The organism is Phyllobacterium sp. 22229 (assembly GCF_052056495.1).
Lineage (GTDB): Bacteria > Pseudomonadota > Alphaproteobacteria > Rhizobiales > Rhizobiaceae > Phyllobacterium > Phyllobacterium myrsinacearum.
The window spans coordinates 244,062-270,667 of the sequence record NZ_JBQEPA010000001.1 but is presented as its reverse complement, the minus strand read 5'-3'; the positions used below and the strand labels follow the sequence as shown (position 1 = coordinate 270,667).

Genomic DNA, 26,606 nt, shown 5'->3' with positions numbered 1-26,606 from the left:
CCGCAATCCTTTGGCTTCCCGCCCACCGAAGCCTTTTCACGATATTTCAAGGGAGACTGTCCATGACCGGAAGCAGTCGTTCAACAGTTGATCTGCCGCCAAGACAGCGCAAAATCCTCTTCCGTTCCTGGCATCGCGGCATGCGCGAGATGGATCTGATTCTCGGACAGTTCGCCGATGCGCACATCGAAAGCCTGACAGAGGCGGAACTCGACCAGTATGAAGCGCTGATGGAAGCGCTCGACCGCGACCTTCTGAAATGGGTTACCGGGGAGGCTGAGGTTCCCGAAGAATTCGATACGCCGATCTTTCACAGGATTCTGGCTTCCCGCAACGCAATGAAATTCTGATCAGACATGAATGCCTTTTCCAAACTCGGACTGAAACCGGATATCAACGGACACGTCGTCATCGACGGTGTGGTCGACGGATATGAAGCATTTGCGCTTGCCAAGGTGGTTGCCGAGGCGGGAGCGGGCGGTCCCGTGCTGTTCATCGCCAGCGATGGCCAGCGCGTCGCCGACATCGAACAGGTGCTCAGCTTCGTTCAACCCGATCTGCCGGTGCTGCAACTGCCCGCCTGGGACTGCTTGCCCTATGACCGCGTATCGCCGGGCTCGGACACGGCGGCGCGGCGTCTAGCGGCTCTGGCTGGCCTTGCGGCCCTGCGCGAGCAGAAGCACCCCGGCGTCATTCTCGCGACCGCCAATGCGGTGCTGCAAAAGCTGCCGCCGCGAAAAGTCCTGGCGGAACAACTTTTTCTCGCCAAACCCGGCAACAGAATTGACATGAATGCGCTTGTTCAACGCCTTGAAAACAATGGGTTTGAGCGCGTTTCGACCGTGCGGGATGTGGGCGAATATGCCGTGCGCGGCGGTATTCTCGATCTGTTCGTGCCCGGCGCTGAAGAGCCGCTGCGGCTTGATTTCTTTGGAGATACGCTGGAATCCATCCGCACATTCGACGCCGCATCGCAGCGCACATCCAGCCAGAAAACCGAATTCTCCATGCAGCCGATGAGCGAAATCACGCTCTCGCCCGAAACGATCAGCCGGTTCCGCTCGCATTATGTGCAGAAATTCGGCGCGCCGTCGCGCGATGACGCGTTGTATCAGGCGATATCGGAGGGGCGTCGCTTCGCCGGCATGGAGCATTGGCTGCCGCTGTTCTACGAGCGCATGGAAACCGTCTTCGACCATGCGGGCCGCATGCCTGTCATTTTCGACCATCTGGCGCATGAAGCCATGGCTGAACGCCACAAGATGGTGGTTGATCACTATGAGGCGCGCAAGAAGCAGTCCGATGGCACGGAACCGGGCGAGGCGGTGCCCTACAAGCCCGTCGAACCGGGCTCGCTCTACCTGACACCGGCAGAGGTGGAAGCCGCGGCGGTGGCCTCGGGCATGCGCGTTGACTTCTCGCCGTTCGATGCGCCGTTCGCGACCGGCCGCTCCGTCATTCATGCCGGTGCCCATCGCGGGCGCACGTTTGTCGAGGAACGCACGGCCAAGGATGCCAATGTGTTTGACAGCGTGGTCAAGCACATCGCTGATGAGCGGGCAGCCGGCAAAAAAGTGCTTCTGGCCGCATGGAGCGAAGGTTCGCGTGACCGGCTCATCCAGGTTCTGAACGAGCATGGGCTGGAAAAGATCGAACTGGTCGAAGACCTGCGCACGGTCAAGGCGCTGGCGCGCGACAAGATCACGGCGGGCATCCTGTCGCTGGAAACCGGTTTCGATGCGGGCGATCTCGTTGTTGTCGCCGAACAGGATATTCTGGGTGACCGGCTTATCCGCCGTTCCAAGCGCCGCAAGCGTGATCAGGATTTCATCAGCGAGGTGGCGGCGCTGAATGCCGGCGATATCGTCGTGCACGTCGACCATGGCATCGGGCGGTTTGTCGGCTTGCGGACGATCACGGCCGCCGGTGCGCCGCATGATTGCCTGGAAATCCATTATGCGGGCGATGACCGCCTGTTCCTGCCGGTTGAAAACATCGAACTCCTCTCCCGGTTTGGCTCGGAAAGCTCGACGGCTGTCCTTGACAAGCTGGGCGGCGGGGCGTGGCAGGCGCGCAAGGCCAAGCTGAAGAAACGCCTGCTGGAGATTGCCGGTCACCTCATCCGTATTGCGGCCGAGCGGCAGATGCGGGGCGCTCCCGTGCTTACGCCGCCCGACGGGCTTTATGGCGAGTTTGCCGCGCGTTTCCCCTATGACGAAACGGAAGACCAGGACCGCGCCATCGAAGCCGTGATCGACGATCTCTCGCTTGGCAAGCCCATGGACCGGCTGATCTGCGGCGATGTCGGCTTCGGCAAGACGGAAGTGGCGCTGCGCGCCGCCTTCGTCGCCGCGCTCAACGGGGTTCAGGTGGCCGTGGTCGTGCCAACCACGCTGTTGTCGCGCCAGCACTACAAAACCTTTTCGACACGGTTTCAGGGATTGCCGGTCAATGTGGCACAGGCGTCGCGGCTGGTGGGCGCCAAGGAACTGGCCGAGAACAAGAAGGGCATTGCCGAGGGACAGGTCGATATCGTCGTCGGCACCCATGCTTTGCTCGGGCAGGGCATCAAGTTCAAGAATCTCGGTCTTCTGATCATCGACGAAGAGCAGCATTTCGGCGTCAAGCACAAGGAACGGCTGAAGGATCTCAAATCCGACGTCCACGTGCTGACCCTGTCGGCCACGCCGATCCCGCGCACATTGCAGCTGGCGCTGACAGGCGTGCGCGAATTGTCGCTGATCACCACGCCGCCGGTCGACCGCATGGCCGTGCGCACGTTCGTCTCGCCATTCGATCCGCTTGTGATCCGCGAAACATTGCTGCGTGAGCGTTATCGCGGTGGCCAGAGCTTTTATGTCTGCCCGCGGATTTCGGACCTCAGCGAGATCAAGGAATTTCTGGATTCGCAGGTGCCGGAGCTGAAAGTCGCCGTTGCCCACGGTCAGATGCCGCCGGGCGAACTCGACGACATCATGAATGCCTTCTATGACGGGCAATACGACGTATTGCTGTCGACGACCATCGTTGAATCCGGTCTTGATATCCCGACGGCCAACACGCTGATCATCCACCGTGCCGACATGTTCGGTCTCGCCCAGCTCTACCAGCTGCGCGGCCGCGTCGGCCGGTCGAAGCAGCGCGCTTTCGCGCTGTTCACGCTGCCGGCCAACAAGATGCTGACGCAGATGGCCGACCGGCGGCTGAAGGTGCTGCAGTCGCTCGATACGCTCGGTGCCGGTTTCCAGCTGGCGAGCCACGACATGGATATTCGCGGTGCGGGCAATCTGCTCGGCGAAGAACAGTCCGGCCATATCAAGGAAGTCGGCTTCGAACTCTACCAGCAGATGCTGGAAGAGGCTGTTGCGGAGATCAAGGGGACGGGCGAGGTCGAGGATGGCCACTGGTCACCGCAGATTGCGGTCGGCACGGCGGTGATGATTCCGGAAACCTATGTGCCGGACCTGCAATTGCGGCTGGGGCTGTATCGCCGTCTCGCCGATCTGGAGGAACTGCAGGATATCGATGGCTTTGGCGCCGAGCTGATCGACCGGTTCGGCCCCCTGCCGGATGAAGTGCAGCATCTGCTCAAGATCGTCTACATCAAGGCGCTGTGCCGCCGTGCCAATGTCGACAAGCTCGATGCCGGGCCGAAGGGCATCGTCATCCAGTTCCGCAACAAGACGTTCAGCAATCCGGCGGCATTGGTGAAGATGATCGGCGAACAGGGCTCGATGGCAAAAATCCGCCCGGACCAGAGCATCGTGTTCGTGCGCGATTGGCCAACGGCGGAAAAGCGCCTGAATGGTGCGGCCGTCGTGATGACCCAGCTGGCGAAACTGGCCGCCGCATAGCGGCCAGTCTCCGCCGGCGCTTCATATCAGGTCGGGCGGGGTTCGAAACCGTCGGCCGTCTGGCGGATGGCATCGGCCAGCGCGTCGGCGGACTGTGCGCCCATAACAGCGTATTTCTGATCCAGGATGAAGCAGGGCACGCCGCGCACGCCGATCTGGTTGGCGGTGTCGATTTCCTGGCGCACGCCAACGCTGTCCGCATCGGTCGGCAGCAGGCTCGCGACGATGGCGCTGTCCATGCCGGCTTCTTCAGCCGCTTCGATCAGCACCTGATGGTCGCCGATGTTCTTTCCCTGTTCAAAATAATAGGAAAAGAGAATGCCGACGATCCTGTCCTGGATATCGGGACCGGCCTGCGAGGCCCAGCGGATCAGGCGATGCGCGTCGAGTGTATTGGGGGCGATCTCGATTGCCTCGAAGTCGAACTCGATGCCTTCTTCCTTGCCGAGTTCGATCAATTGCTGATGCACTTCAAAAATCCGGTCCGAGCTGCCGAACTTCTCGGTCATGTAGCGGTTGCGGTCCTTGCCCTGCTTCGGCAGCGTCGGATCGAGCTGAAACGGGCGCCAGTTGACCGTCACGTCCAGATCGGGATTGAGGGCGAGGGCGCTTTCCAGCCGCTTGCGGCCGACAAAGCACCAGGGGCAGACAACATCCGACACAACGTCGATGGTAAATTTCTTTTCGGTCATGATGTTCAACCTATCGTTTGTCAGACCACCACGTCTGAAGCTGGTAGCCGTTGAGAGATGTCTTGTCCGGGTGTTGCAGATGCGCCCAATAGGCAATCCATTGCTCGGGCTGGTAGTAAATCGGCACCATATAATGGCCGGAGATCAGCACTCTGTCGAGGGCACGCACGATGCTGACAAACTCCGCCTGGCCGTGGACGGCAAGCATCTTGTCAATCAGCGCGTCGACAACCGGGTCGGCAACACCGGCATAGTTGAAGCTGCCCTCGATGTCCTTCGATTGGCTGCCCCAGCGGGCATATTGTTCATATCCTGGTGAGAGCGATCCGGAATAGGCGCCAAGAATGACATCATAATCAAAGGTTTGCAGGCGTTTCTGATATTGCGCGTCATCGACCGTGCGGATCGTGACCGCGATACCGAGGCGTTCCAGCGTGCGTTTGTAGGCGATACCCAGCCGCTCTTCGGCCACGGAGCGCGTCAAAATTTCGAAACTCAGCGCATTGCCGTTCGGGTCGAGCATCTGCTCGTCCTTGATTGTGTAGCCGCGGCTGACCAGCAGATCGTAGGCGCGCTTCATTTCCTTGCGGTCGCGGCCCGAGCCATCCGTCATGGCAGGTTTGTAGGTGCCATCCATGACTTCAGGCAGGACCGCGTCGGGGAACGGGGCAAGAATCGCGCGTTCGGCCGCATCGGCGGGCTTTCCGAGCGCCGATAGTTCCGAACCCTGCCAATAGCTGGCCAGGCGCTGATAGCGTCCGGCATAGAGGTTGCGGTTGGTCCACTCAAAATCGAACATCAGGGCGAGCGCCTCGCGGACATACCGGTCCTTGAACTCGTCGCGGCGCGTGTTGAAGACGAAACCATAGACATTGGCGGGTGAATGGGTCTCAAACGTCTTTTTGACCACGCGTCCGTCATTGAAGGCCGGAAAGCCGTAGGACGATGCCCACTTGTTGGGGTCGCCTTCCATGAACACGTCAAAAACGCCCTTCTTGAACGCCTCGAACTGCGCCTGCAGATTGCGGAAATATTCGACAGTGATCACGTCATAATTATTGAAGCCGCGCCGGCTCGGCAAATCTGCCGCCCAGTAATTCGGATCGCGTTTGAAGACGATGCGCTGTCCCGGCTGCACCTGCGACACCACATAGGGGCCGCTGCCGACCGGGATGGCAAGCGGCGACCGGTCAAACGTGTCGGGGGCGACGGCGTGCTTCGGCAAAACAGGCATCAGCGCGAGAATGAGGGGAAATTCCCGGTTGGCCTGATCATTGAAGGTGATGCGGACACCGTGCTCGCCGACCTGTTCGATCTTCGAGATCAGTTTCATCCGCGTGTTGAAGGGCGGGCGCCCTTTCTCCGTCAGGAGATTAAAGGTGAAGATCACGTCATCCGGCGTGACAGGCTGGCCATCGGACCATTTGGCCTTGGGGTTCAGCGTGAATTCAACGAATGTGCGTTCCTCGTTGGTTTCCACCTTCTCCGCCAGCAAGCCATACATGGTGAAGGGCTCGTCGGCGCTGCGCTGCATCAGCGTTTCGTAGACCAGATTGCCAAATTCGGGGTCGCCGAAAACGCCGCGCGCATAGGTGCGCATGCTCTTGATCAGAAAGGGGTTGAGGCTGTCGAATGTGCCCACCACGCCATAGGTTATCGAGCCGCCCTTGGGCGCATCGGGATTCACATAGGGAAAATAGGGGTAATCAGCGGGCAGGGCAGGCTCGCCGCGCATGGCGATTCCATGTTTTGGCTCGGCCAGAACCGCGCTTGTCATCGAACAAGCCATGGTCAGCAGGGCCAGAATCTGGAAACTTTTCTTCAGCATCGTCTCAACCTTGTGGTCCCTTTGGCGGGATTTTCCTTTGATTCGCCCACAAGATTACCATCTCGTGACGATTCTACGGCCAAAGGGGTGTAATCATCTTCCTGAAATGACAACAGAGCTAGGGTCAAGACCCATTAATCTGGTCGAAATGGTATGAGGCCATTTGTTCGGTTACAAGGAGCAAAGGCGAAGGCAATGTGGTTCATTGTCAAGCCTTTGCGACGATGAAGCCGGACAAATGGACCATATCCTCCGGACGCCGAAACGGCTGCAAGCTGCTGTGTCGAGCCGCTCGGCCGGGGGAAAGACCCCGCCCTTCGCATCTCTCAGAGCATGGTCCCGAAAAGTTGTTCGACTTTTCGGGCAAGACCATGCTCCAAATATCGACTTGCGCATGTGTCTTTCGGCCCAGCCGGAGGCCGGACCGGAACATGCGCGGCATCTTCTTGCCGTTTCGGGCGCCATTTCGATCATGTTAATGGGGCTTGACCCTAAAAGTAGTCTGGATTTGCATTAACATGCAGTGTAACACGGCGTTCGAGACGAAGGGTCACTCTGTTGCCTCATTTGGTAACCAATCCAGAGAAAGCAATTCTTAGTGATCAAGTTACACTTCGGATAAGTGCGCTGAAAGGAACCAGTTGACCATGTCCAACCCGAAGACATTCGCTGCAACCGCATCCATCGCGGGTGCAATTGCATTACTCGCCGCCGCGGCAGTACCAGCATCAGCCCAGCAGCAGAGAACGCCGCAGGGTTGGTTCAAGGTTTGCTCCAAGCAGGAAGAAAACGATATCTGCAACACGCAGAACATCGTGACTGCCGATAGCGGCCAGCTTCTGACAGCCGTCAACCTCATCGAGATCAAGGGTAAGGTCAATCGCAAGATTTTCCAGGTCTCCGTGCCGACCGGCCGTCTGATCGCTCCAGGCGTTGGACTGCAGATCAATGGCGGCAAGACCCAGAAGATCGATTTCGCCATCTGCTTCCCGGATCGCTGCATCTCGGAAGTCGCCATGTCGGATGAACTCGTCGCTTCCTTCAAGAAGGGCGCCCAGCTCACGCTGACCTCGGTCAACTTCCAGAACAAGCCAAACCCGATCACCGTTGCGCTGACCGGTTTCAGCCAGGCATTTGACGGCCCCGGCCTGCAGCAGTCGGAAATCGAAGACCGTCAGAAGACGCTTCAGGAAGAAGTCCAGAAGCGCCAGAAGGAATTCGAAGACAAGATGAAGGCCGAACAGGCGAAGGCCAAGGCCGGAAACTGATCGAACCGCCGGTACGAAAAAGGGACGCTTTGGCGTCCCTTTTTTATTGCGCGGATTCAGTTGATGTGCGGACTTTTGACCCGGTAGACACCGTTTAGCGGCTTGTCGAACATGTCCTTGATCTGCGGATGCCGCAGGGGAACGCCGGATGTATCGGCGACGAGATTCTGCTCCGAAACATAGGCCACATATTCGCTGTCGGCGTTCTCGGCAAAGAGATGGTAAAAGGGCTGGTCGCGGCTCGGCCGGATATCTTCGGGAATGGACTGATACCATTCCTCGGTGTTGTTGAATTCAGGATCGACATCGAAAATTACGCCGCGAAAAGCGAATATCCGGTGGCTTACAACCTGCCCGATCTGAAATTTTGCGTGGCGTATTTGTTTCATCATCATCATTCATTATAGATATCAGAGACATACCTGTCTCCATCAAATCGTGCGGACATCGATGGCGTCCTGCCATTTCCGGTCGCGTTCCCAACAGTCAAAGCTTGTCATGCTCAGCGTCTTCAATCTCGTTCTTCCATTTTTCGGCCTGATCTTCCTGGGATTTCTGGTAGCCCGCATCAGTCGTCAGCCGCTGGAAGCCTTGGGATGGATGAACGTTTTCATTGTCTATGTGGCGTTGCCGGCACTGTTTTTCCAGATCCTTTCAAAGACACCTGTCGCTGAGCTGACTCAGTGGGCCTTTATTATCGGCTGCACCGCATCAACACTTTGTGTTTTTCTGGTGATGTTCGGCTTTGCATTTTTCAGAACGCGCAAAATCGACGAAAGCACCATTCAGGGGCTTGCCGCCGCCTATGGCAATATCGGCTATATGGGGCCGGGATTGGCCATCATGGCCTTCGGCGCACCCGCTGCGGTGCCGGTTGCCCTCATCTTCTGTTTTGACAACACGCTGCACTTTGTCATGGCGCCGCTGATGATGGCGCTTTCCGGCAATGACAAGCGCCGCCCGCGCGATCTGGCGGTCAGTGTTCTCAAGAAGATATTCCTGCATCCCTTCATCATCGCAACCATTCTCGGTGTCGCCGCTGCAATCGCCGGGTTCGAGCCGCCTGTTTCCATCGACAAGCTCATCGATCTTCTGGCCAAGGCGGCTGCACCCTGCGCACTTTTTGCCATGGGCGTCACCCTTGCCTTGCGCCCCTTGAAACGCGTGCCGCAGGAATTGTATCTGATTGTCCCGGTCAAGCTGGTTTTCCAGCCGCTGCTCATCTACGCCATCCTTCATCTTGCCGGCGACTTTCCGCCGGTCTGGGTGTACACCGCCATGCTGCTGGCCGCGCTGCCGACGGCAACCAATGTGTTCGTCATTGCCCAGCAATATGGCGTCTGGGTCGAACGGGCTTCGAGCAGCATCCTGGCGACGACGCTGTTTTCGGTCGTGACCCTGACCCTGTGGCTTTACCTGATGACGCACGGCCTCATTCCCTGATAAGGAGCTGGGGGCCGCCCGGCGAACGTCCGGGTGTGGCCGTGCTGCCGGAGTGCCGTTGACCATCGATCCTGCGAAATTCATTCAGGCGCATATGCCTGTGATGGCTGTCCCGGCAGTTCCGGAAATCGTGCTCCACACCGCCACCCCGGCGAGCGGATTGCGCCGTCTTATCGCTTCCGGCGCACATCCTGATCCTGAACCGCCGTACTGGGCCTATCATTGGGCGGGCGGCGCGGTGCTTGCCCGTTATTTTCTCGATCACCCTGAGATTGTGCGCGGACGGCATGTGCTGGATCTCGGGGCAGGTTCGGGAATAGTCGGCATAGCGGCGGCAAAGGCGGGTGCGATGCGCGTAACCACCGCCGAAACAGACGGAAATGCCATTGCCGCGCAACAGCTCAATGCCGGTCTCAATGGTGTCTGCCTGACCTCGATGCATGCGGATCTGACAGCTGGCCCGGTATTGGATCCGGTATTGGATGTCGATCTCGTTGCCGCAGGCGATCTGTTTTACGCCCCCGATCTCGCGCGGCGTGTTCTGCTTTTCCTCGATCGCTGCCTTCTGGCGGGCGCCACGGTTCTCATCGGCGATCCCGGCCGGGCACATCTTCCGCGCGAGCGGCTCCGGCTCATTGCCGAATATGCGGTGCCGGATTTCGGACAAGTGACCGACGCAAAGGTGAATGCCGGTGTTTTTGCACTGATCTGAGGCAATGCCTGCAGGTCCAATGTGGGCTGTTTCGCCGCAGGAAGACCGCTCTTGTGAGCGCGCGCTTTCCGTGTACTATTGCGAATGATTTGCAATTGCGATTAGAGGTATTTCATGGATTCCTTGCGGCAGGCAGCCGATACGGACGAAGGCTGGCGGCGCGAACGGGGGGATGCATCGCTTTCGGATGTGCATCGCTCGGTCGCTGTCAGGACGGCAGGACCGGGCTGGCGCAGGGCCGCAGCCTTTGTGGGACCGGGCTATTTGGTCGCCGTGGGCTATATGGATCCGGGAAACTGGGCGACATCACTCGCCGGCGGGTCGAAGTTCGGCTACACGCTGCTTGTCGTCGCGTTGGTATCCAACATCATGGCCGTGGTCCTGCAGGCGCTTTGCGCGCGTCTGGCAATCGGATCGGGCAGGGACCTGGCGCAGGCTTGCCGCGATGCCTTTCCACGGCCGGTCGCCTATACGCTCTGGTTCATGGCGGAGCTTGCCATCATTGCCACGGACATCGCCGAAGTCATCGGCACCGCGATCGGCCTCAACCTGATTTTCGGCATTCCGCTTGAACTTGGCGTTCTCATCACCGCGCTCGACGTCTTCCTGATCCTCTATCTGCAAAAGCTTGGCTTCCGCTGGGTGGAAGCGCTGATCATCACGCTGCTGGGCGTGATCGCGCTGTGCTTCGGCATCCAGATTTTCCTCGCGGACCCCGATTGGGCCGCTGTGATCAAGGGATTTGCCCCGACTACGGAAATCGTCACCAACCCGGAAATGCTCTATCTCGCGCTCGGTATTCTCGGTGCGACCGTGATGCCGCACAATCTCTATCTGCACTCCGGTATCATCCAGACGCGCGACTACGGCCACACCACGCCGGAAAAACGCCAGGCACTGAAATACGCCACCTGGGACTCGACGATAGCGCTGACCTTTGCCCTGGTCATCAATGCGGCGATCCTCATCCTTGCCGCCGCGACCTTCAACAAGACGGGGCGGACCGAAGTGGCGGAACTCGGCGAGGCGCATTCACTGCTTGCGCCATTGCTGGGCTGGGGGTTCGCCCCGACCCTGTTTGGTATCGCCTTGCTGTGCTGCGGCGTCAATTCGACGGTCACGGCAACCTTGGCCGGGCAGATCGTGATGGAGGGATTTTTGAAAATCAGGCTGGCGCCCTGGCTGCGCCGGTTGATCACCCGCGCCATTGCCATTGTTCCCGCTGCCGCCGTGACCGTCTGGTACGGCGACAGCGGAACGGCCAAGCTTTTGATCCTGACGCAGGTCGTGCTCAGCCTTCAGCTGTCCTTTGCCGTGTTCCCGCTGGTCATGTTCACAGCCAGCAAGACCAAGATGGGTGTGCTGGTCTCGCCGAAATGGCTCACGGTGCTTGCCATGATCATTGCGGTGGTGATTGCCGTGCTGAACATCAAGCTGCTGCTGGACTTCGTTCTCGTCTAGGCGCGCTTTGCGTCCCGGCGCGGCCAGCGAAAGCCGCTGCCGGGGCGCAGGCCCTCCCGCATCAGAAAACTGCGCAGGGGCGAGAAGGTACGGAGCAGTTCAAGGCCGCCGCTGCGCACCATCTGCACGGGCAGGAAATCCGACAGCAATGACCGGTTCAGCGCGTCGACCGCGCCGGTGCGGGCGATGATATCGGGGCTGCGCTTGCGGTTATAGGCCGAAACAACCGCCGCGGCGCCAAGATCGCTGCCATCGGCTGGCAGGGTATCAAGCAATGTTTCCACATCCCGGACGCCAAGATTGAGCCCCTGCGCACCGATGGGCGGAAACACATGCGCCGATTCGCCTGCCAGAAACACGCGGTTGCGGGCAAAGGCGTTCGGGACGAGGCCGGACAGCGGCCAGGCCTGCGCTTCGACATCGATGGTGACGGCGCCGAGCATGGACTGCATGCGTTCCTCGACGCGGACCGCCAGCTGTTGCGCATTCAGGTCCAGAAGTTCCGCCGCATGAGCGGGTGTGGTCACCCAGACGAGGCTCGAGCGTTTCCCCGCAAGCGGCACCTGCGTGAACGGGCCATGCTCGGTGTGAAATTCCGTTGAAATATCATGATGATCGCGCGTGTGGCTAAAGCTGAGCACGACCGCGGTCTGATTGTATTGCCAGGTGCGCGCCGAGATGCCCGCGGCTTCCCGGGCCAGGGACGAGCGGCCATCTGCGGCAATAACGATGTTGGCGGTGAACACCGAACCATCACTGGCTTCGACCGCCATGGCATTATCCACCGGATGATAATGGGTTGCCGAAGCGGTGACATGGCGGACCGGCGATTGCTTCAGCGCGTTGCTGAGCGTTTTGGTGAGCGCGGCATTGGGGATGTTGTAGCCAAAGGCGTCCTCATCGATTTCCGAGGCCTCGAATGTCACCGCAGGGCTTCTGACCAGCCGGTTCGTGCCGTCGAGGATGCGCATGGAACCGATGGGTGCGGCATGCGGCGCAATGCTGTCCCAGAGACCGGTGCGCTGGAGAAAACGGATGGCGGGCATCATGAGAGCTGTCGTGCGCTTGTCCGTGCCGGCGGGGATAACGCCGAGACTGACGACGTTTTCAAGGTGCTGACCAAGGGCAATGGCGGCAATCAGGCCGACATGACCGGTTCCTGCAACAACAATGGGATCCGTTCGGGTGCTGGTCATCATCTGTCTCCGCTTCCAAGCCGTTTTGGCTTTCAACAGTTTATATCAGGAACATTGCTTGCGCTTTGGGTCGTTTTCAAGAAAAGCTGCTCGCAAATCGTTTGTCCTTGGTAACATATAGCGACAAGCGGATCAGTATCATGCAGCAGATTGGCGCGGACCGTGAAAAAACCAACTTTGCCCCGGGGCGTTAAACCCAAAAAAGTGACGGCACCACAAGCCAAGGCCTTCTCGGTGCATTTGCTGACCGCCTCCGGTTCCTTCCTGGCCTTCCTCTCGGTTGTCGCGGCCAGCGAAGGCAGCTGGACGGCCATGTTCTGGTGGCTGGGGCTGGCGCTGTTCGTTGACGGCATTGATGGGCCGATCGCCCGCAAGCTTGAAGTCAAATATGTGCTGCCCAACTGGTCGGGCGAGTTGCTCGACAACATCATCGACTACATGACCTATGTGCTTATCCCGGCCTTCGCGCTGTATCAGCGCGGCTTTATGGGCGAGGGCCTGTCCTTTCTGGCGGCGGCGATCATCGTTGTATCCAGCGCCATCTACTATGCCGATACGGGCATGAAGACGAAGGAAAATTTTTTCAAGGGCTTTCCGGTTGTCTGGAACATGCTGGTGTTCACCCTGTTCATCGTCAAGCCGGGGGAATGGGTGGCTTTTGCCATCGTCCTTGGTGCCGCTATTGTGTCATTCCTGCCGATCTATTTCCTGCACCCGGTGCGCGTGCAGCGTCTGCGGCCGCTGAATCTCACGGTTTTCTTCCTGTGGTGCGCCTTCGGCGTGCTTTCGCTGTACCAGCATCTGGATTCGCCCCTTTGGGTGCGGATCGGTATTTCGGTCACAGGCATCTACCTGTTCCTCATCGGTGCGGTGATGCAGGCATTTCCCAATCTTGGACGGACGGAGAAGGCATGATGGTCAAGGCAATTCGCATTCATCAGACGGGTGGTCCTGAAGCGCTGGTTTATGAAGATGTTGCGATTGGTGAGCCCGGTCCTGGCGAAGTGCGCATGCGCAATGAAGCCATCGGCCTGAATTTCATCGATGTCTATTTCCGCACCGGCCTCTACCCGTCGCCAAGCGGTCTGCCGCTCATTCCGGGCAATGAGGGCGCGGGTGTCGTGCTCAGCGTCGGGCCTGGTGTTACCGGTGTGAAGCCCGGCGATCGCGTCGCCTACGTCAATCCGATCGGCGCCTATGCGGAGGAACGCATCATGCCGGCCGACCGGCTGGTCAAGGTCCCGGACGCCATTTCCTTCCAGCAGGCCGGTTCGATGATGCTCAAGGGCATGACGGCCTATTACCTCCTGCGGGAAACCTTTCCGGTCAAGCAGGGCGATACGATCCTGTTTCATGCGGCGGCTGGCGGTGTCGGGCTCATAGCCGGCCAGTGGGCCAAGCATCTTGGCGCGACCGTCATCGGCACGGCCGGTTCGGACGAGAAGGTGAAGCTCGCGCTTGAGAACGGTTTCGACCATGTCATCAACTACCGCACGGAAAATTTTGTCGAACGGGTGAAGGAGATCACCGGCGGCAAGGGCGTCGACGTGGTTTATGATTCCGTCGGCAAGGATACATTCGACGGGTCGCTGGACTGCCTGCGTCCGCGCGGCATGCTCGTCTGCTTCGGCCAGTCATCCGGTCCGGTTGCGCCATTCGATCTCGGCATCCTGTCGCGCAAGGGCTCCCTCTACCTGACGCGGCCGACATTGTTCGTCTATGTCGCGGCGCGGTCTGCGCTTGAAAATGCAGCGCGTGCGCTTTTTGATCAGGTGGAAAGCGGCGCGGTGCGCATCGACATCGGCCAGACCTACGCCCTCAAGGACGCGGCAACGGCGCATCGCGATCTCGAAGCACGCAAAACGACCGGGACAACGGTGCTTATTCCTTAAGCTTCTGAAAGTGATGCTTGAATAATGTGCGCAAAAGGCCGCAACCTCTGGTTTTGCACTTCCCAAATCGATGCTGCCCGACATAGGATCGGAAATGGTTAGGGGCACCTTAAAATAATCGTCCTGGGCCGTGGGGAACTATGACAAGCATAAGCGATAAGAACGGGGCCGGGCATTCACTTCTGGAGGCAGCCGGGCTCACCAAAATTTTCGGCTCTCTGAAAGCCTGCGACGGGATCGACCTGACAATCGGCACCGGAGAAATTCACGCCCTTCTGGGGGAAAACGGTGCCGGCAAATCCACGCTGGTGAAAATGCTGTTCGGCGCGTTGCAGCCGACATCGGGCGAGATCGGCTGGAAGGGCAAAGCCGTTGCCGTCGCCAATCCGGCAATGGCAAGATCGCTCGGCATCGGTATGGTTTTCCAGCATTTTTCGCTCTTCGACGCTCTGACTGCGGCCGAGAACATCGCGCTGTCGCTCGATGAGAAAACCGACCTCAATACCATCGCGGCAAAGGCGCGGGACATCGGCCGGACCTATGGTCTGCCGGTTGATCCCGATGCGCTGGTCGGCGATCTCTCCGTGGGCGAACGCCAGCGGATCGAGATTATCCGCTGCCTGCTGCAAAATCCTGACCTGATCATTCTCGATGAGCCGACATCGGTGCTGACGCCGCAGGAAGCCGACCTTTTGTTTGTCACGCTGGAGCGGTTGAAGTCGGAGGGGAAATCGATCCTTTATATCAGCCACAGGCTGGAGGAAGTGCGGCGCCTGTGCGACCGGGCGACGGTGCTGCGCCACGGCAAGGTTGTCGGCCAGTGCGATCCGCGCCAGGAAACCGCAAGTTCTCTGGCGCGCATGATGGTTGGCAGCGACATCCACGTGATCGAGCGCCGCCCGAATGCGGCGCCTGCAACCCAATCGGCCCTGATTGAAGTCAACGGCCTGTCGCAGAAGCCGCGCGGCCCATTTTCCGTGCCGCTGCATGATATCCGGCTGGCCGTCAATCCCGGCGAAATCCTCGGCATTGCCGGTGTTGCCGGCAATGGACAGGGCGAACTGTTTGAAGCCATCTCCGGCGAAGTGCTGCAGGAACGGCCGGACATTGTCCGTATTCGCGGCAAGGACACCGGACGATCCGGCATCTCGGCGCGGCGCAGGCTCGGTGCTGCCTTTGTGCCGGAGGAGCGTCTCGGGCATGGCGCGGTTCCCAATATGTCGCTGACCGACAATCTGCTTCTGTCGCGCTACGCCACCGATGGAAAAGTCTTTCTTGGCGGAGGGGCGCTGCGGCTGCTCCAGCAATCCAGCCTCGTACTCGCCGCAAAGCGCATCGTCGCGCAGATGGATGTCCGCAAAAGTGCAGAAAATCCAGATGCATCAGCGCTTTCCGGCGGAAACCTCCAAAAATTTCTGATAGGACGCGAGCTGGACCGCAATCCATCCGTTCTGGTGGTCAACCAGCCGACCTGGGGTGTCGACGCCGGTGCTGCCGCCCATATCCGGCAGGCGCTTGTCGATCTCGCCCGCAGCGGTTCCGCCGTGATCGTGATCAGCCAGGATCTCGATGAACTCTTTGAAATCTCCGACCGGATTGCCGCGATGGTGCATGGGCGCCTGTCGCAATCGGTCCCGATTGAAGCGATGAACATGGAACGTGCCGGTTTGATGATGGGCGGTGCCGATGCCGCTTCGGCCCATGCAAGTGCAGGGGCTGCCTGATGCGTGTCGAACTGGTCAGACGCCCGCAACATTCAGCGCTGTTCAGCGCGCTGTCGCCGTTCATTGCCCTGTTCTTTACACTGATTGCCGGTGCCATCCTGTTTGCACTGCTCGGCAAGAACCCGGTTTTGGCGCTCTATTCCTATTTCGTCGAGCCACTGACCGAGATCTGGTCGTGGCACGAGCTGCTGGTGAAGGCAGCGCCGCTGATCCTGATCGCCGTCGGTCTTTCGGTCTGCTTCCTCTCCAACAACTGGAATATCGGCGCGGAGGGGCAATTGATCATGGGCGGCATCGCCGGATCGATCCTGCCGGTGGTTTTTCCGGATTTTCAGGGCTGGTATGTCCTGCCGGTCATGCTGCTGCTGGGGATGGCGGGCGGCATGGCCTATGCGGCCATTCCGGCGTTCCTCAAGGTCCGATTCAACACCAACGAAATTCTGACGAGCCTGATGCTGGTTTACGTGGCGCAGCTGTTCCTCGACTGGATCGTGCGCGGCCCGTGGCGCAATCCGCAAGGTTTCAACTTTCCTGAAACGGTGCAGTTCAATTCCAGCGCTATTCTTCCCGAGATATGGGCTTCGTCGGGCCGGGCACATTGGGGATTTGTTCTGGCGATTGTCGCCGCCCTCCTTGTCTGGTTCATGCTGTCGCGCACGCTGAACGGCTTTGAAATCAAGGTGCTGGGCCGCAGCGCACGGGCAGGGCGTTTTGCCGGTTTCAGCGCCGGACGCCTGACATTCTTCGCCTTCCTCGTTTCCGGGGCACTGGCGGGGCTGGCCGGGATTGCCGAGGTTTCGGGGGCCGTCGGGCAATTGCGCACGACGATTTCTCCCGGCTACGGCTTTACTGCCATCATCGTTGCCTTCCTCGGCCGTCTCAACCCGCTTGGCATTGTCGCCGCGGGGCTGGTTCTGGCGCTGTCCTATCTCGGCGGTGAAGCGGCGCAGGTTTCGCTCGGCATTTCCGAGAAATCGGCGCGCATCTTCCAGGGCATCATCCTGTTCTTCGTCCTGGCGAGCGACACGCTCATCTATTACCGCATCCGCTTCGTCAGCCGGCACAGCGATGCCGCAGCAAAGGGGGCATGATATGGGCATGTTCGAAGCCATTCTCCTGACGGTTGCCACTGCCGCAACACCCCTGCTGATCGCTGCCATGGGCGAACTGGTGGTGGAACGCTCCGGCGTGCTCAATCTCGGCGTTGAAGGCATGATGATCATGGGTGCCGTTGCCGGCTTTGGCGTTGCGCAACTCACCGGATCGGCTTGGCTCGGCATGTTCGCCGCCATTCTCGCCGGGGCCGCTTTTTCGCTGCTGTTCGGTTTCCTGACGCTGACGCTGGTCACCAACCAGGTGGCGACGGGCCTGGCTTTGACGCTGCTGGGGCTTGGCGCTTCGGCCATGATCGGCGAGAGTTTTGTCGGCCTGCCCGGCGTGCGGATGCAGTCCCTGAATATCCCGGTGCTGACGGATTTGCCGGTCGTCGGGAAGTTCCTGTTCGGACAGGATCCGATTTTCTACATCTCCATTCTCCTGACCATCGGCGTCACGTGGTTCCTGTTCCGCACCCGTGCCGGACTGACCTTGCGCGCCGTCGGTGACAATCATACCTCGGCCCATGCGCTCGGCGTGCGGGTTGTTCGGGTGCGTTACCTCGCCGTGATGTTCGGCGGTGCTTGCGCCGGGCTTGCCGGTGCGCAACTATCGCTCGTCTATGTGCCGCAATGGGTGGAAAACATGACGTCGGGCCGAGGATGGATCGCGCTTGCACTGGTGGTGTTCGCCTCGTGGCGGCCATGGCGGATTCTGGCGGGCGCCTATCTCTTCGGCGCAGTCACCATCGGCCAGTTGCACGCCCAGGCGCTTGGTATCGGCATACCCTCGCAGTTCATGTCGTCGCTGCCTTACCTCGCAACGATTATCGTGCTTGTTCTGATTTCGCGGAACAAGCGGCTGACCCTGATGAATACGCCGACATCCCTCGGCAAACCCTTCGTGCCCGACCGCTGAGCAGCCGGGCGAGAATAAAAGACAAGGCTTTTGGTTTAACAGAGAGGTGAACACGAATGAAAAAACTGCTTATGGCGCTGTCCATGGCTGCCAGCTTTGCCGTTGCCGGCGCGGCCCATGCCGAAGACAAACTGAAGGTCGGCTTCATCTATATCGGACCGCCCGGCGATTTCGGCTGGACCTACCAGCACGATCAGGGCCGCAAGGAGATGGAAAAGGCGCTTGGCGACAAGGTCGAGACAACCTTCCTCGAAAGCGTGCCTGAGGGTGCGGATGCCGAACGCTCCATCGAGCGTCTGGCGCGTGCCGGCAACAAGCTGATCTTCACGACCTCATTCGGCTACATGGATGCGACGATCAAGGTTGCGCAGAAATTCCCGAATGTGAAGTTCGAACACGCGACCGGCTACAAGACGGCCGACAATGTTGCCGTGTACAATTCGCGCTTCTATGAAGGCCGCTACGTGCAGGGCGTCATTGCTGCCAAAATGTCCAAGGTCGGCGTTGCCGGATATATCGGTTCATTCCCGATCCCCGAAGTGGTGCAGGGCATCAACTCCTTCATGCTGGGCGCGCAGTCGGTCAACCCGAACTTCAAGGTCAAGGTGATCTGGGCCAATGCCTGGTTCGATCCGGGCAAGGAAGCCGATGCCGCCAAGGCTCTGGTCGATCAGGGCGTCGATATCATCACCCAGCATACGGATTCGACAGCGCCGATGCAGGTTGCAGCGGAACGCAAGATCAAGGCATTCGGCCAGGCTTCCGACATGATCAAGTTCGGTCCGGAAACCCAGCTGACCGCCATCGTCGACAATTGGGGGCCTTACTATATCGAGCGGGCCAAGGCCGTGATTGATGGCACATGGAAGACCCACAATGTTTTCCACGGCATGCATGAAAACCTCGTGGTCATGGCGCCCTACACCAACATGCCTGACGATGTGAAGAAGCTGGCCGAGGAAACCCAGGCCAAGATCGCATCCGGTGCGCTCAAGCCCTTCACCGGTCCGGTCAAGAAGCAGGACGGTTCCGAATGGCTCAAGGCTGGTGAAACCGCCGACGACAAGACCATTCTTGGCATGAACTTCTATGTTGCGGGTGTGGACGACAAGCTGCCGAAATAAGGTTTGCCGCGATACAAAAGGAAAGGGCGCCCATGGGCGCCCTTTTTTGTGAATGCGATGGCTGCTTATTCAGCGGCGTCGGCCGGGGCTGCATTGAGCTGGCCATAGTTCTCGACGCCGATGCGCTTGAGAAGGTCGAGCTGGGTTTCGAGGAAATCGATGTGGCCTTCCTCGTCCTTCAGAAGCTCGTCAAAGAGTTCCTTGGTGACGTAGTCGCCGACTTCCGCGCAAATCTCGCGCGACTTCTTGTACGACTTTACAGCGTCATATTCGCCGGCCAGATCAGCTTCCAGAACTTCCTTGATGTTCTGGCCGATGCGCAGGGCGCCGATCGACTGCAGATTCGGATGGCCTTCGAGGAAGATGATGCGCTCGATGATCTTGTCGGCGTGCTGCATTTCCTCGATGGATTCGGCGCGCTCCTTCTTGGCGAGCAGCTTGTAACCCCAATCGTCCAGCAGGCGATAATGCAACCAATACTGGTTGACCGCTCCCAATTCGAGGAAAAGTGCCTCGTTAAGCCGCTCGATGACCTTTTTGTCGCCTTTCATGCCGTGAACTCCCGTATTCGTGACGCAATGCCCGCACACGATCGATAAACGAGACAGCATCAGAATCGTTTGAACCGTGACGGAGGTGATATTCTTCCGTCACCTTTATGATGGTTTCAACGACGTTTGGGAAGCAGCCACAGCAGCGGCCGCGCTTCTGCATGGCATGGTAGACTTTTGCCGGGACAATCAATTGCCACGGATCAATATCGAGAAGTTCTGTAATAGTATTCTCGATTTCTTTCTGCGTGATGATATTGCAATGACATACGAGCATGTTGTCTAAGCGCCGTATTCAAAAGAATAAACACCTGCAAATCCTGACAGTTTTACAATGTCAGAACTTCTCCCGATCGCAGGGTGAGTGGCGCTTCGCAGAAATTGGCCGGGAAACATTGTTCCGCAACCTGGAAATACTTTCGAACCAGACAAGGGTTCCTCCAATCGCAAGGGTTCAAGGCCCTAACATTAAAGGTTATGCGTTCTTCGCAATACTGTTCCTATAAGACTGGTTTGTCCGAATTCTGTCAAATGCCGGCCGCTGAATATGCCGTGATATCAATAACTTAGAATAATTCTAAACTGGGAAAATAACCTAACCAATTCAATCATATTTCGCCGATTTGATCGTTGTGACCGGCAAAATGCATCGCCGGCTACACATGTGTCAAAACGTCTCATTTGTCGCAAAAAGACTAAATCAGGCGCCCTCGACCACCGAGAACCCCTCGAATTGCGGGTGTCCGATGTAACTCGGCTTGGTATCGCCCGCATTGCGATGGGCGGCGCGGAAATGTTCGGACTGAGTCCATGCGGTGAAATCCGCCTGGGTCCGCCACACGGTGTGCGATGCATAGAGCGTGTAATTCTCATCCTCGTTGCGGGCACCGCGCAGGAGATGGAATTCGACAAAGCCGGGGACCGAGGACAGCCGGGAGTCGCGTGATTTCCACACCGTTTCAAACGCGTCCTCGGAGCCGGACTGAACCTTGAAACGATTCATGGCGATATACATGGCGCAACTCCATTCATTGGGATGACTGGCGACCGGTCGCGGTCGCCCAAGGAATCGTGTCAGCTCGCGGTGGCGAGCCGGGGTGCCAGATTGTCGATGCCGAGGAGGGCGCGCACATCTCTCGTCTTGACGATATCTTCGATGGAATACTGGGCGAGCACCTCGAAGAATGCATTCAATGCCTTGCGCAAGGCGGCATTCAGGCCGCAGCTGTCAATCAAAGGGCATTCCGCGGCATCGTTCTCGAAGCATTCCGCCATGGCAAAGTTTTCTTCCGTCACGCGCACCACGTCGAAAAGGGTGATGTCCTTGGCAGGTTTGCCAAGCTTCACGCCGCCATTGCGTCCGCGCACGGTTTCAATGAAACCGTTTTCAACGAGCGGCTGCAGGATCTTGAAGAGGAAAAGCTCGGAGACTGTGTAGGCCTGCGCAATCTCGGCGATCCGGCTCAGATTGCCATCATTGGCGGCGCAGTACATCAGAATACGAATGGCATAATTGGTCTGTCTGGTCAGTCGCATGGGAATATCTCTCTCAACCTGAAATCAGGTCATGCTATGGGAACGAGACGCTACTTTAGAATTATTCTTGATAAAGTAAATAATAATATGAACCTAAGTTTCATATTTTCCAATAGGGCAGCGGAATTCGGGCCAGGCGCGATCAGCGAACCAGAACGACGATCGATGCCGTGATGAAAGCAGCCGCCACAAGCAGCAGGAAACCATAGACGCGCGGCTTGTCGAACAGGACGGCGAATCCGGCTGCCCAGACAACAATGGCAGCGGCCAACGCGTAGAGAAATCCAGCTTTATGGACCCATGCAATATGGACAGCCATGAGGCCGCCAATGATAAGGGCACCGAATACGACCATCAAAGCCAGTGCGTATTTCTCGAAATTGTCCATTCAGGCAGCTCGCTCTCAACACCCCATCGTGGAATCAAAGGGGCTCCGTCTCAATGTAAAACCTCATCCAACCCGATCAAGGCTGTATTCCTGTCTTTCATAGATGTTCCGTCCCACGGGTGCAACAGATGACGCGCTAAAGTCTCGCCATAAGGACGCGGCTGATGCAAAAAGACAATAAAAAAGGCCGGGAATTCCCGACCTTTCCGAATTCAGCTCAACACCAGTGCCAGTACATCCGTGGTCAAAGATGGAGCCGAATTTCTGTACCTCATATGGGTGCCTGCATCACCCATTTCAAGGGCAGGGCAGTTTAGAGCGGTTTGCGGCCATAGGCACTCAAACCAGCCAGCAAACCGATCCCGGCAATGGCGGAGATGACGGCAACCGTGATCAAAGGATTTTCCTTGGCCTTGTCAGCGACAAGCTGCGCTTCGTCACCGACGAAACGCGCCGCCTTGCGGCCATGCCGCCTGACGGTATCGTAGGTCGTGCCAGCCTGGTCAAGCAGGTCATAACCCTGGTCGGACAGGGACTGGGTTATCCCTGAAAGCTCCTTGCGCAATGCGGCGATCTGGCTTTCCAGATCGCCTTCAGCTGCGTCACGGGCTTTGGATAGATTCGTTGCCATTCCGGAATTCCTTTCATCTTATGCAGGGGGAATAACGGTGGCGGCAGCATTTGGTTCCAGAAGAGAGCCCGTTCGGCGGAGCTATCAGTTCCAGCAGCCGTGCGATTGTCCATTGAGATTGTGGGAATCGATATCTATCCCGGCCGAGAAATCATTGCGGGCGAGATAGACGGCTGTCTCGGGTTTGATGCGGATCTTGTTCCAGCCGGCACAACCGGTTGAACCTGACGATTTCGAGGTCTCGTCCATCCAGCGCATGGCACCGCAATTGCTGATGGTCAAAAGACAGGGCAAAAGCATGGCCAATGCCAGTTTGTTTTTCACAGGAAACCTTCTTGCAACCGCAGTCGCGACAGAGAATGGAAAAGTGCTGGAATTCTTCATGGCATATTTCGATGCCCAGCGACATTCGACGTTAGGCAAAGCTCCTGAGGGTCAATACCCATTAATCATCATTGCTGGCGTTCAGTTCCATGGTGGTCATGCCGTCGGCCGGTCTTGGGCTCAGCGACTTGGCCAGGATCAGCCGGCTGGATTTGAGCAATGGTGCATTGGCGGCACGCACTTTCGCCATGCGGGGATTGTTTTCGTGGGCGGTAACCGCCGCTTCATTGGCATAGAGTTCGTTGACCATGACCTTGTTGGCAATAGAGGTGCCGTCCCGCGCAATGGGTTTGATGACCTCGAACCGCAGGCAGCCCGGTTCCTCATCCAGTGTTTTGCGCGCATGCTCGCGAATGATCGCGATGAATTCCTCTTCGCGACCCTCATGGGTCTCGAATTCTACGATAATTGTCAGTTCGGTCATGAAACTTCGCCTCCCGCGTTCATTCTGCCGTTCTATCAGCGGCCTCCTGACAAATCCAGACAGAAGCATGGCCAAGGTATTGTAAAGTCTGGATTTGGAGGAAACGGATACGGGAAATGGCGGAGGTTTGCCTGCTATCGGCGCACGGCGGCAAACACCAGAAGGACGGCGCCGATCACGATTGTGACGAGGCCGATGTAAAGCCAGCGCGTCTGGCCGACCATAAAGCTGCCGCCGAGAATACTCAGGCCCTGCAATGCCCAGATGGCGCCCATGACCATCAGAAGCAGCGCGACAATCGTGAGAACGATTTTCATGGTGTCCTCCTCACAAGCAAAACCCCTGCCTAAACGGAAGGGGTTTCACGGGTTGAGGCTTGATTTGGCTCTAACAAACTGGACTCTGGATAAAAATATCACACATCGTTTCAGTGCGGCGCAGGCTCAAGGTACCGCTACACTCAACTTGCCAAAATCCTAACATAGCCAGCTTTCAATTCAAAGAAAGAATGGCCCGAGGTCAGTTCACTTTTGCTTTCAGCCGGGCGATCTCTTCCTCCATTTCCCGGATGCGCTCCTCCAAGGCATTGATTGCCTTGAAGACGGCAACCCCCATGCTTTTGAAATCTCCGCGATGGATTGCAGTCTCGATGGCTTGTTTGGCGCTATCAATGGACATTGCTTCCTCCGTTTCGGTTGTATGAGTGCAATGCTAATGAAAAAAGCCCAATCCTCAAGGGGTATGAGGACTGGGCTGTGTTGGCTTGTGGGGGAAAGCCAAGACTGGTTGGGGGACCAGTACCCGCATAATGCTTCAGCCGGTGAATGGTTCCACACGAGGCAAAATATTCTGGCAGGTGTTGAACGCGTGGCGGGCGCTTTCACTCGTCCACAAGTTCAAGGCTCGGATAATCCGTATAGCCCTTGGCATCGGTGGTATAGAATGTCGATTTGTCAGCCGCATTGAGCGGCGCATTGCTGCGCCAGCGCTGCGGAAGATCCGGATTGGCGATGAACGCTTCGCCGAAGGCAACCAGATCGGCGCCGCCGCCAGCCAGCACGGCTTCGGCGTGTTCGCGTCTGTAGCCGCCGGCAACAATCAGCGGACCATGAAATGCGGCACGAATGGCTGGCGCAACGTCGGCTTGGCCTTCCGGCACGATGGCGGGAGCCACCACATGCAGATAGGCCAGGCCGAGAGGCTGGAGCAGGGCGGCAATCGCGGCAAAATGCGCAACCGGATCGCTGTCGCTCATGCCCTGAAAGGGATTGGTTGGCGAAACCCGAACGCCGATGCGGCCCGCTGGCCAATATGCCTTCACCGCGCCGATGATTTCACGCAGGAAGCGGAAGCGGTTTTCCACCGTGCCGCCATAGTCATCGCTGCGGATATTGCTGCCGTCGCGCAGAAACTGATCGACGAGATAGCCATTGGCGCCATGAATTTCGATGCCGTCGAACCCGGCATTTTTGGCACGCGCCGCCGCATTGGCAAATTCGGCGACGATTCCGGCGATGCCTGCGGGCGTGAGCGCCTGCGGTTCGGCATAGGGTTCGGGACCGTTCGCCGTATATACCTTGCCGGCAGCTGCGAGGGCCGAGGGGCCGACAGGCCAGCGGCCATCGCGCAATTGCGAGGGAAGCGCGGTTCTTCCCATATGTGACAACTGGACAAAGATCCGCCCGCCCGCGGCGTGCACGGCGCCGGTTACCAGGCGCCAGCCGGCCTGCTGTTCGTCATTGAAGAGCCCGGGACGGGTTGGCACATCGATGCTGCTGTGCGGATCGATTTCCGTCGACTCCGTGATGACAAGCCCGGCGCTGGCGCGCTGTGCATAATGGAGGGCGTTGAGATGGCCGGGTATTTTGCCGTGCAGGGCGCGGTGGCGCGTCATGGGGGCCATGACGATGCGGCTGGGAAGCGCGAGGTCACCGATTGTCAGCGGAGAGAACAGCGAAGTCATGGGATCGTCGGCTTTTCCGGATCATGCAGGCAGGAGATTGAACAACGCGGCCAGATGGAATGCAAAGGCAACCGTGAAAACGGCCGCGACAGTTACACGGTCCTTGTCTTTGAAGAGACGCCGGAATGGCTGATCTGGCGCTGCGCGCGCGGCTGTATAGTCGGTGGACGCCATTGGGTTCGGTCTCTCTGTGCTGGTGGGTTCCATCATCAGGCATTCGATAGACGATTAACACGATAGAGATTACTATTTTGGTGGACCTAGAGGTATGATTTTGTCTTGAAATGCCAATGACTGGAAAGAAATTCCCTGTCTTGTGGGTTTTCATGGTGCTGGGGCAAACAGCGCTGCGGTCCGCCGGGCGGACCGGCACCGATTCCGGAGACTCACCCGCGTGCCGTTCCGACGCGCCGCGCCTGCGCCAATCTTCCTCTCTGCGGTCGTCATTGCCGATGTTTTGGATTTGGTTTCTCGAAATAGCCAAAAAACGCAAAACAAAATTGCTGAATGGTCGCAGGTTGAGCAAAGTACAATCTGGTTTGGCGCTATACGTATGTGCTGCAATGCGGGGGTGAATGGCCGTCCGATCGAACGACCTGCCTGCCAGAATGATCCCCAGGGTGATTCCCCAAGATGATCCAATGAATGAGGAAAAAATGTCCGTCTTTCAGACCGGGGCGCGTGCCGCCCAGCATGAATTGACCGTGGAAGCTGACTTGTTCAAGGATTCCATGCGCCACCTTGCGGGCGCCGTGAGTGTTGTCACTGTCGGGCGCGGCAACGACCGCACCGGGTTTACCGCCACTTCCGTGTCGTCGCTGGCCATCGATCCGCCTTCGGTGATTGTCAGCCTCAACCGGGATTCGTCATCCTGGCCGGTCCTGCAGCGCCATGGCAGCTTCTGCGTCAATGTGCTTGCCCATGATCAACAGCACGTGGCCGACAGTTTTGCCGGGCGCGGTGGCCGCAAGGGGATAGACCGCTACCTGGACGCGGAGTGGCAGGAACTGGCCACGGGAACACTCGCGCTGAAGAATGCCCTGACGGTGCTTGACTGTGAACTCGACGATGCGATCGAGCGGCATTCGCATGGCATTCTGATCGGCCGGGTGCGCGCCGTTACGTTGCGCCGCAACGCCGAACCGCTGCTCTACTGGCATGGCGCCTACCGGCGCATCACCCAGCCAGCCAAATAATTCGTCAGTTTATAATCGCTGCAATTGAGCAGCCCACGAGGACAATCGTGGCCAGGAGAATCAAGCCGTACAGTTTGGGCTGGTTGAAAACGACGGCAAAGCCGAGAAAAAACCCGGTGCAGGACGCGCCGAGCGCAAACAGAAATGCCGGCTGGTCATTGCTGGTGATCGAGAACGCCATCAATCCGGCGAGGACCAGCACGCCAAATGCGATAAAGATCCAGGTTGCAAAAGTTTCGTAGCGGTCCATAGGTCCTGACCTTTGTCGTGCATGCGGTCTTGTCATGGCAGATTACATCGAAATGAGGGCACACAGTCAAATGTCA

Annotated in this window: 29 protein-coding genes; 13 read left to right on the top strand and 16 right to left on the bottom strand. The window is 58.3% G+C overall.

The window, feature by feature from the left end:
• Positions 1-62 precede the first annotated feature (62 nt).
• Together ACTJJ7_RS01360 and mfd are read left to right on the top strand one after the other, a co-directional pair.
• A complete protein-coding gene (locus tag ACTJJ7_RS01360; protein WP_346307017.1) occupies positions 63-350 on the top strand; it encodes an FAD assembly factor SdhE in 288 nt (95 codons plus the stop codon).
• A gap of 6 nt (positions 351-356) precedes the next feature.
• Complete coding sequence (mfd, locus tag ACTJJ7_RS01355) at positions 357-3,854, top strand: transcription-repair coupling factor (RefSeq protein ID WP_105732743.1); 3,498 nt, start codon at positions 357-359, stop codon at positions 3,852-3,854.
• Between the two features lie 26 nt (positions 3,855-3,880).
• Here the strand turns inward: mfd and ACTJJ7_RS01350 are convergent, their stop codons facing one another.
• Together ACTJJ7_RS01350 and ACTJJ7_RS01345 are read right to left on the bottom strand one after the other, a co-directional pair.
• On the bottom strand, positions 3,881-4,546 hold the full coding sequence (locus tag ACTJJ7_RS01350; RefSeq protein WP_440964920.1) for a DsbA family oxidoreductase: 666 nt from the start codon (positions 4,544-4,546) through the stop codon (positions 3,881-3,883).
• Between the two features lie 10 nt (positions 4,547-4,556).
• Positions 4,557-6,335, bottom strand: a complete 1,779-nt coding sequence (locus tag ACTJJ7_RS01345) for an extracellular solute-binding protein (protein ID WP_440965108.1) — start codon at positions 6,333-6,335, stop codon at positions 4,557-4,559.
• Between the two features lie 686 nt (positions 6,336-7,021).
• Between ACTJJ7_RS01345 and ACTJJ7_RS01340 the strand changes: the two genes are divergently transcribed.
• Entirely contained in the window at positions 7,022-7,642 is a 621-nt protein-coding gene (locus tag ACTJJ7_RS01340; protein ID WP_105732745.1) for an invasion associated locus B family protein, read from the top strand.
• 56 nt (positions 7,643-7,698) lie between these two features.
• On the opposite strand, the gene hspQ is transcribed toward ACTJJ7_RS01340, so the two are convergent.
• On the bottom strand, positions 7,699-8,037 hold the full coding sequence (gene hspQ, locus ACTJJ7_RS01335) for a heat shock protein HspQ (protein ID WP_165401825.1): 339 nt from the start codon (positions 8,035-8,037) through the stop codon (positions 7,699-7,701).
• A 103-nt stretch (positions 8,038-8,140) separates the two neighbouring features.
• Between hspQ and ACTJJ7_RS01330 the strand changes: the two genes are divergently transcribed.
• From ACTJJ7_RS01330 to ACTJJ7_RS01320, 3 genes are all read left to right on the top strand, one after another.
• Positions 8,141-9,085 carry an AEC family transporter gene (locus ACTJJ7_RS01330; RefSeq protein ID WP_440964917.1) on the top strand — a complete coding sequence of 315 codons (945 nt, stop codon included), beginning with the start codon at positions 8,141-8,143 and terminating at the stop codon, positions 9,083-9,085.
• Positions 9,086-9,179: 94 nt separating this feature from the next.
• A complete protein-coding gene (locus tag ACTJJ7_RS01325; protein WP_440965106.1) occupies positions 9,180-9,797 on the top strand; it encodes a class I SAM-dependent methyltransferase in 618 nt (205 codons plus the stop codon).
• 114 nt (positions 9,798-9,911) lie between these two features.
• Positions 9,912-11,258 carry an Nramp family divalent metal transporter gene (locus ACTJJ7_RS01320; protein ID WP_440964916.1) on the top strand — a complete coding sequence of 449 codons (1,347 nt, stop codon included), beginning with the start codon at positions 9,912-9,914 and terminating at the stop codon, positions 11,256-11,258.
• On the opposite strand, the gene ACTJJ7_RS01315 is transcribed toward ACTJJ7_RS01320, so the two are convergent.
• Positions 11,255-12,454, bottom strand: a complete 1,200-nt coding sequence (locus ACTJJ7_RS01315; protein WP_440964914.1) for a UbiH/UbiF family hydroxylase — start codon at positions 12,452-12,454, stop codon at positions 11,255-11,257. The genes ACTJJ7_RS01320 and ACTJJ7_RS01315 overlap by 4 nt on opposite strands.
• A gap of 162 nt (positions 12,455-12,616) precedes the next feature.
• Here ACTJJ7_RS01315 and pcsA point away from each other — a divergent pair, with 162 nt between their 5' ends.
• From pcsA to ACTJJ7_RS01285, 6 genes are all read left to right on the top strand, one after another.
• Positions 12,617-13,369, top strand: a complete 753-nt coding sequence (gene pcsA, locus ACTJJ7_RS01310; protein WP_130269377.1) for a phosphatidylcholine synthase — start codon at positions 12,617-12,619, stop codon at positions 13,367-13,369.
• On the top strand, positions 13,369-14,346 hold the full coding sequence (locus ACTJJ7_RS01305) for a quinone oxidoreductase family protein (protein WP_440965104.1): 978 nt from the start codon (positions 13,369-13,371) through the stop codon (positions 14,344-14,346). Before pcsA ends, ACTJJ7_RS01305 begins: the two co-directional genes overlap by 1 nt.
• A 140-nt stretch (positions 14,347-14,486) precedes the next feature.
• Positions 14,487-16,070, top strand: coding sequence for an ABC transporter ATP-binding protein (locus ACTJJ7_RS01300; RefSeq protein WP_440964913.1), 1,584 nt, complete (start codon positions 14,487-14,489; stop codon positions 16,068-16,070).
• The gene (locus ACTJJ7_RS01295; RefSeq protein ID WP_440964911.1) at positions 16,070-17,161 is read left to right on the top strand and encodes an ABC transporter permease; all 1,092 of its coding nucleotides are present in this window, start codon (positions 16,070-16,072) and stop codon (positions 17,159-17,161) included. Before ACTJJ7_RS01300 ends, ACTJJ7_RS01295 begins: the two co-directional genes overlap by 1 nt.
• A gap of 1 nt (position 17,162) precedes the next feature.
• Complete coding sequence (locus ACTJJ7_RS01290) at positions 17,163-18,083, top strand: ABC transporter permease (protein ID WP_199537964.1); 921 nt, start codon at positions 17,163-17,165, stop codon at positions 18,081-18,083.
• 56 nt (positions 18,084-18,139) lie between these two features.
• A complete protein-coding gene (locus ACTJJ7_RS01285) occupies positions 18,140-19,207 on the top strand; it encodes a BMP family ABC transporter substrate-binding protein (protein ID WP_105732750.1) in 1,068 nt (355 codons plus the stop codon).
• A gap of 65 nt (positions 19,208-19,272) precedes the next feature.
• Here ACTJJ7_RS01285 and bfr read toward each other — a convergent pair whose 3' ends face one another.
• The 11 genes from bfr to ACTJJ7_RS01230 all read right to left on the bottom strand — a co-directional run bounded on the left by bfr (position 19,273) and on the right by ACTJJ7_RS01230 (position 25,084).
• Positions 19,273-19,758, bottom strand: a complete 486-nt coding sequence (gene bfr / locus ACTJJ7_RS01280; RefSeq protein WP_105732751.1) for a bacterioferritin — start codon at positions 19,756-19,758, stop codon at positions 19,273-19,275.
• Positions 19,724-20,035, bottom strand: a complete 312-nt coding sequence (locus ACTJJ7_RS01275) for a (2Fe-2S)-binding protein (protein WP_105732752.1) — start codon at positions 20,033-20,035, stop codon at positions 19,724-19,726. The genes bfr and ACTJJ7_RS01275 overlap by 35 nt, the downstream gene beginning before the upstream one ends.
• A gap of 423 nt (positions 20,036-20,458) precedes the next feature.
• Positions 20,459-20,773: an antibiotic biosynthesis monooxygenase family protein gene (locus ACTJJ7_RS01270; protein ID WP_105732753.1), complete on the bottom strand. Its 315-nt coding sequence runs from the start codon at positions 20,771-20,773 to the stop codon at positions 20,459-20,461.
• A gap of 59 nt (positions 20,774-20,832) precedes the next feature.
• Entirely contained in the window at positions 20,833-21,294 is a 462-nt protein-coding gene (gene rirA, locus ACTJJ7_RS01265; protein ID WP_105732754.1) for an iron-responsive transcriptional regulator RirA, read from the bottom strand.
• 142 nt (positions 21,295-21,436) lie between these two features.
• Positions 21,437-21,682, bottom strand: a complete 246-nt coding sequence (locus tag ACTJJ7_RS01260; RefSeq protein WP_105732755.1) for a hypothetical protein — start codon at positions 21,680-21,682, stop codon at positions 21,437-21,439.
• Positions 21,683-21,995: 313 nt separating this feature from the next.
• Positions 21,996-22,313, bottom strand: a complete 318-nt coding sequence (locus tag ACTJJ7_RS01255; protein ID WP_440964906.1) for a hypothetical protein — start codon at positions 22,311-22,313, stop codon at positions 21,996-21,998.
• An 84-nt stretch (positions 22,314-22,397) separates the two neighbouring features.
• Positions 22,398-22,637 carry a hypothetical protein gene (locus tag ACTJJ7_RS01250; RefSeq protein WP_105732757.1) on the bottom strand — a complete coding sequence of 80 codons (240 nt, stop codon included), beginning with the start codon at positions 22,635-22,637 and terminating at the stop codon, positions 22,398-22,400.
• Positions 22,638-22,758: 121 nt separating this feature from the next.
• The gene (locus ACTJJ7_RS01245; RefSeq protein ID WP_440964904.1) at positions 22,759-23,121 is read right to left on the bottom strand and encodes a putative quinol monooxygenase; all 363 of its coding nucleotides are present in this window, start codon (positions 23,119-23,121) and stop codon (positions 22,759-22,761) included.
• Between the two features lie 134 nt (positions 23,122-23,255).
• Complete coding sequence (locus ACTJJ7_RS01240) at positions 23,256-23,438, bottom strand: hypothetical protein (protein ID WP_105732759.1); 183 nt, start codon at positions 23,436-23,438, stop codon at positions 23,256-23,258.
• Between the two features lie 202 nt (positions 23,439-23,640).
• Positions 23,641-23,799 carry a hypothetical protein gene (locus tag ACTJJ7_RS01235; protein ID WP_158531246.1) on the bottom strand — a complete coding sequence of 53 codons (159 nt, stop codon included), beginning with the start codon at positions 23,797-23,799 and terminating at the stop codon, positions 23,641-23,643.
• Between the two features lie 202 nt (positions 23,800-24,001).
• Positions 24,002-25,084, bottom strand: coding sequence for an alkene reductase (locus ACTJJ7_RS01230; protein WP_440964902.1), 1,083 nt, complete (start codon positions 25,082-25,084; stop codon positions 24,002-24,004).
• A 656-nt stretch (positions 25,085-25,740) separates the two neighbouring features.
• On the opposite strand from ACTJJ7_RS01230, the gene ACTJJ7_RS01225 reads away from it, so the two are divergent.
• Entirely contained in the window at positions 25,741-26,280 is a 540-nt protein-coding gene (locus tag ACTJJ7_RS01225; protein WP_105732761.1) for a flavin reductase family protein, read from the top strand.
• Between the two features lie 4 nt (positions 26,281-26,284).
• On the opposite strand, the gene ACTJJ7_RS01220 is transcribed toward ACTJJ7_RS01225, so the two are convergent.
• On the bottom strand, positions 26,285-26,530 hold the full coding sequence (locus tag ACTJJ7_RS01220; RefSeq protein WP_105732762.1) for a hypothetical protein: 246 nt from the start codon (positions 26,528-26,530) through the stop codon (positions 26,285-26,287).
• Positions 26,531-26,606: the final 76 nt, after the last annotated feature.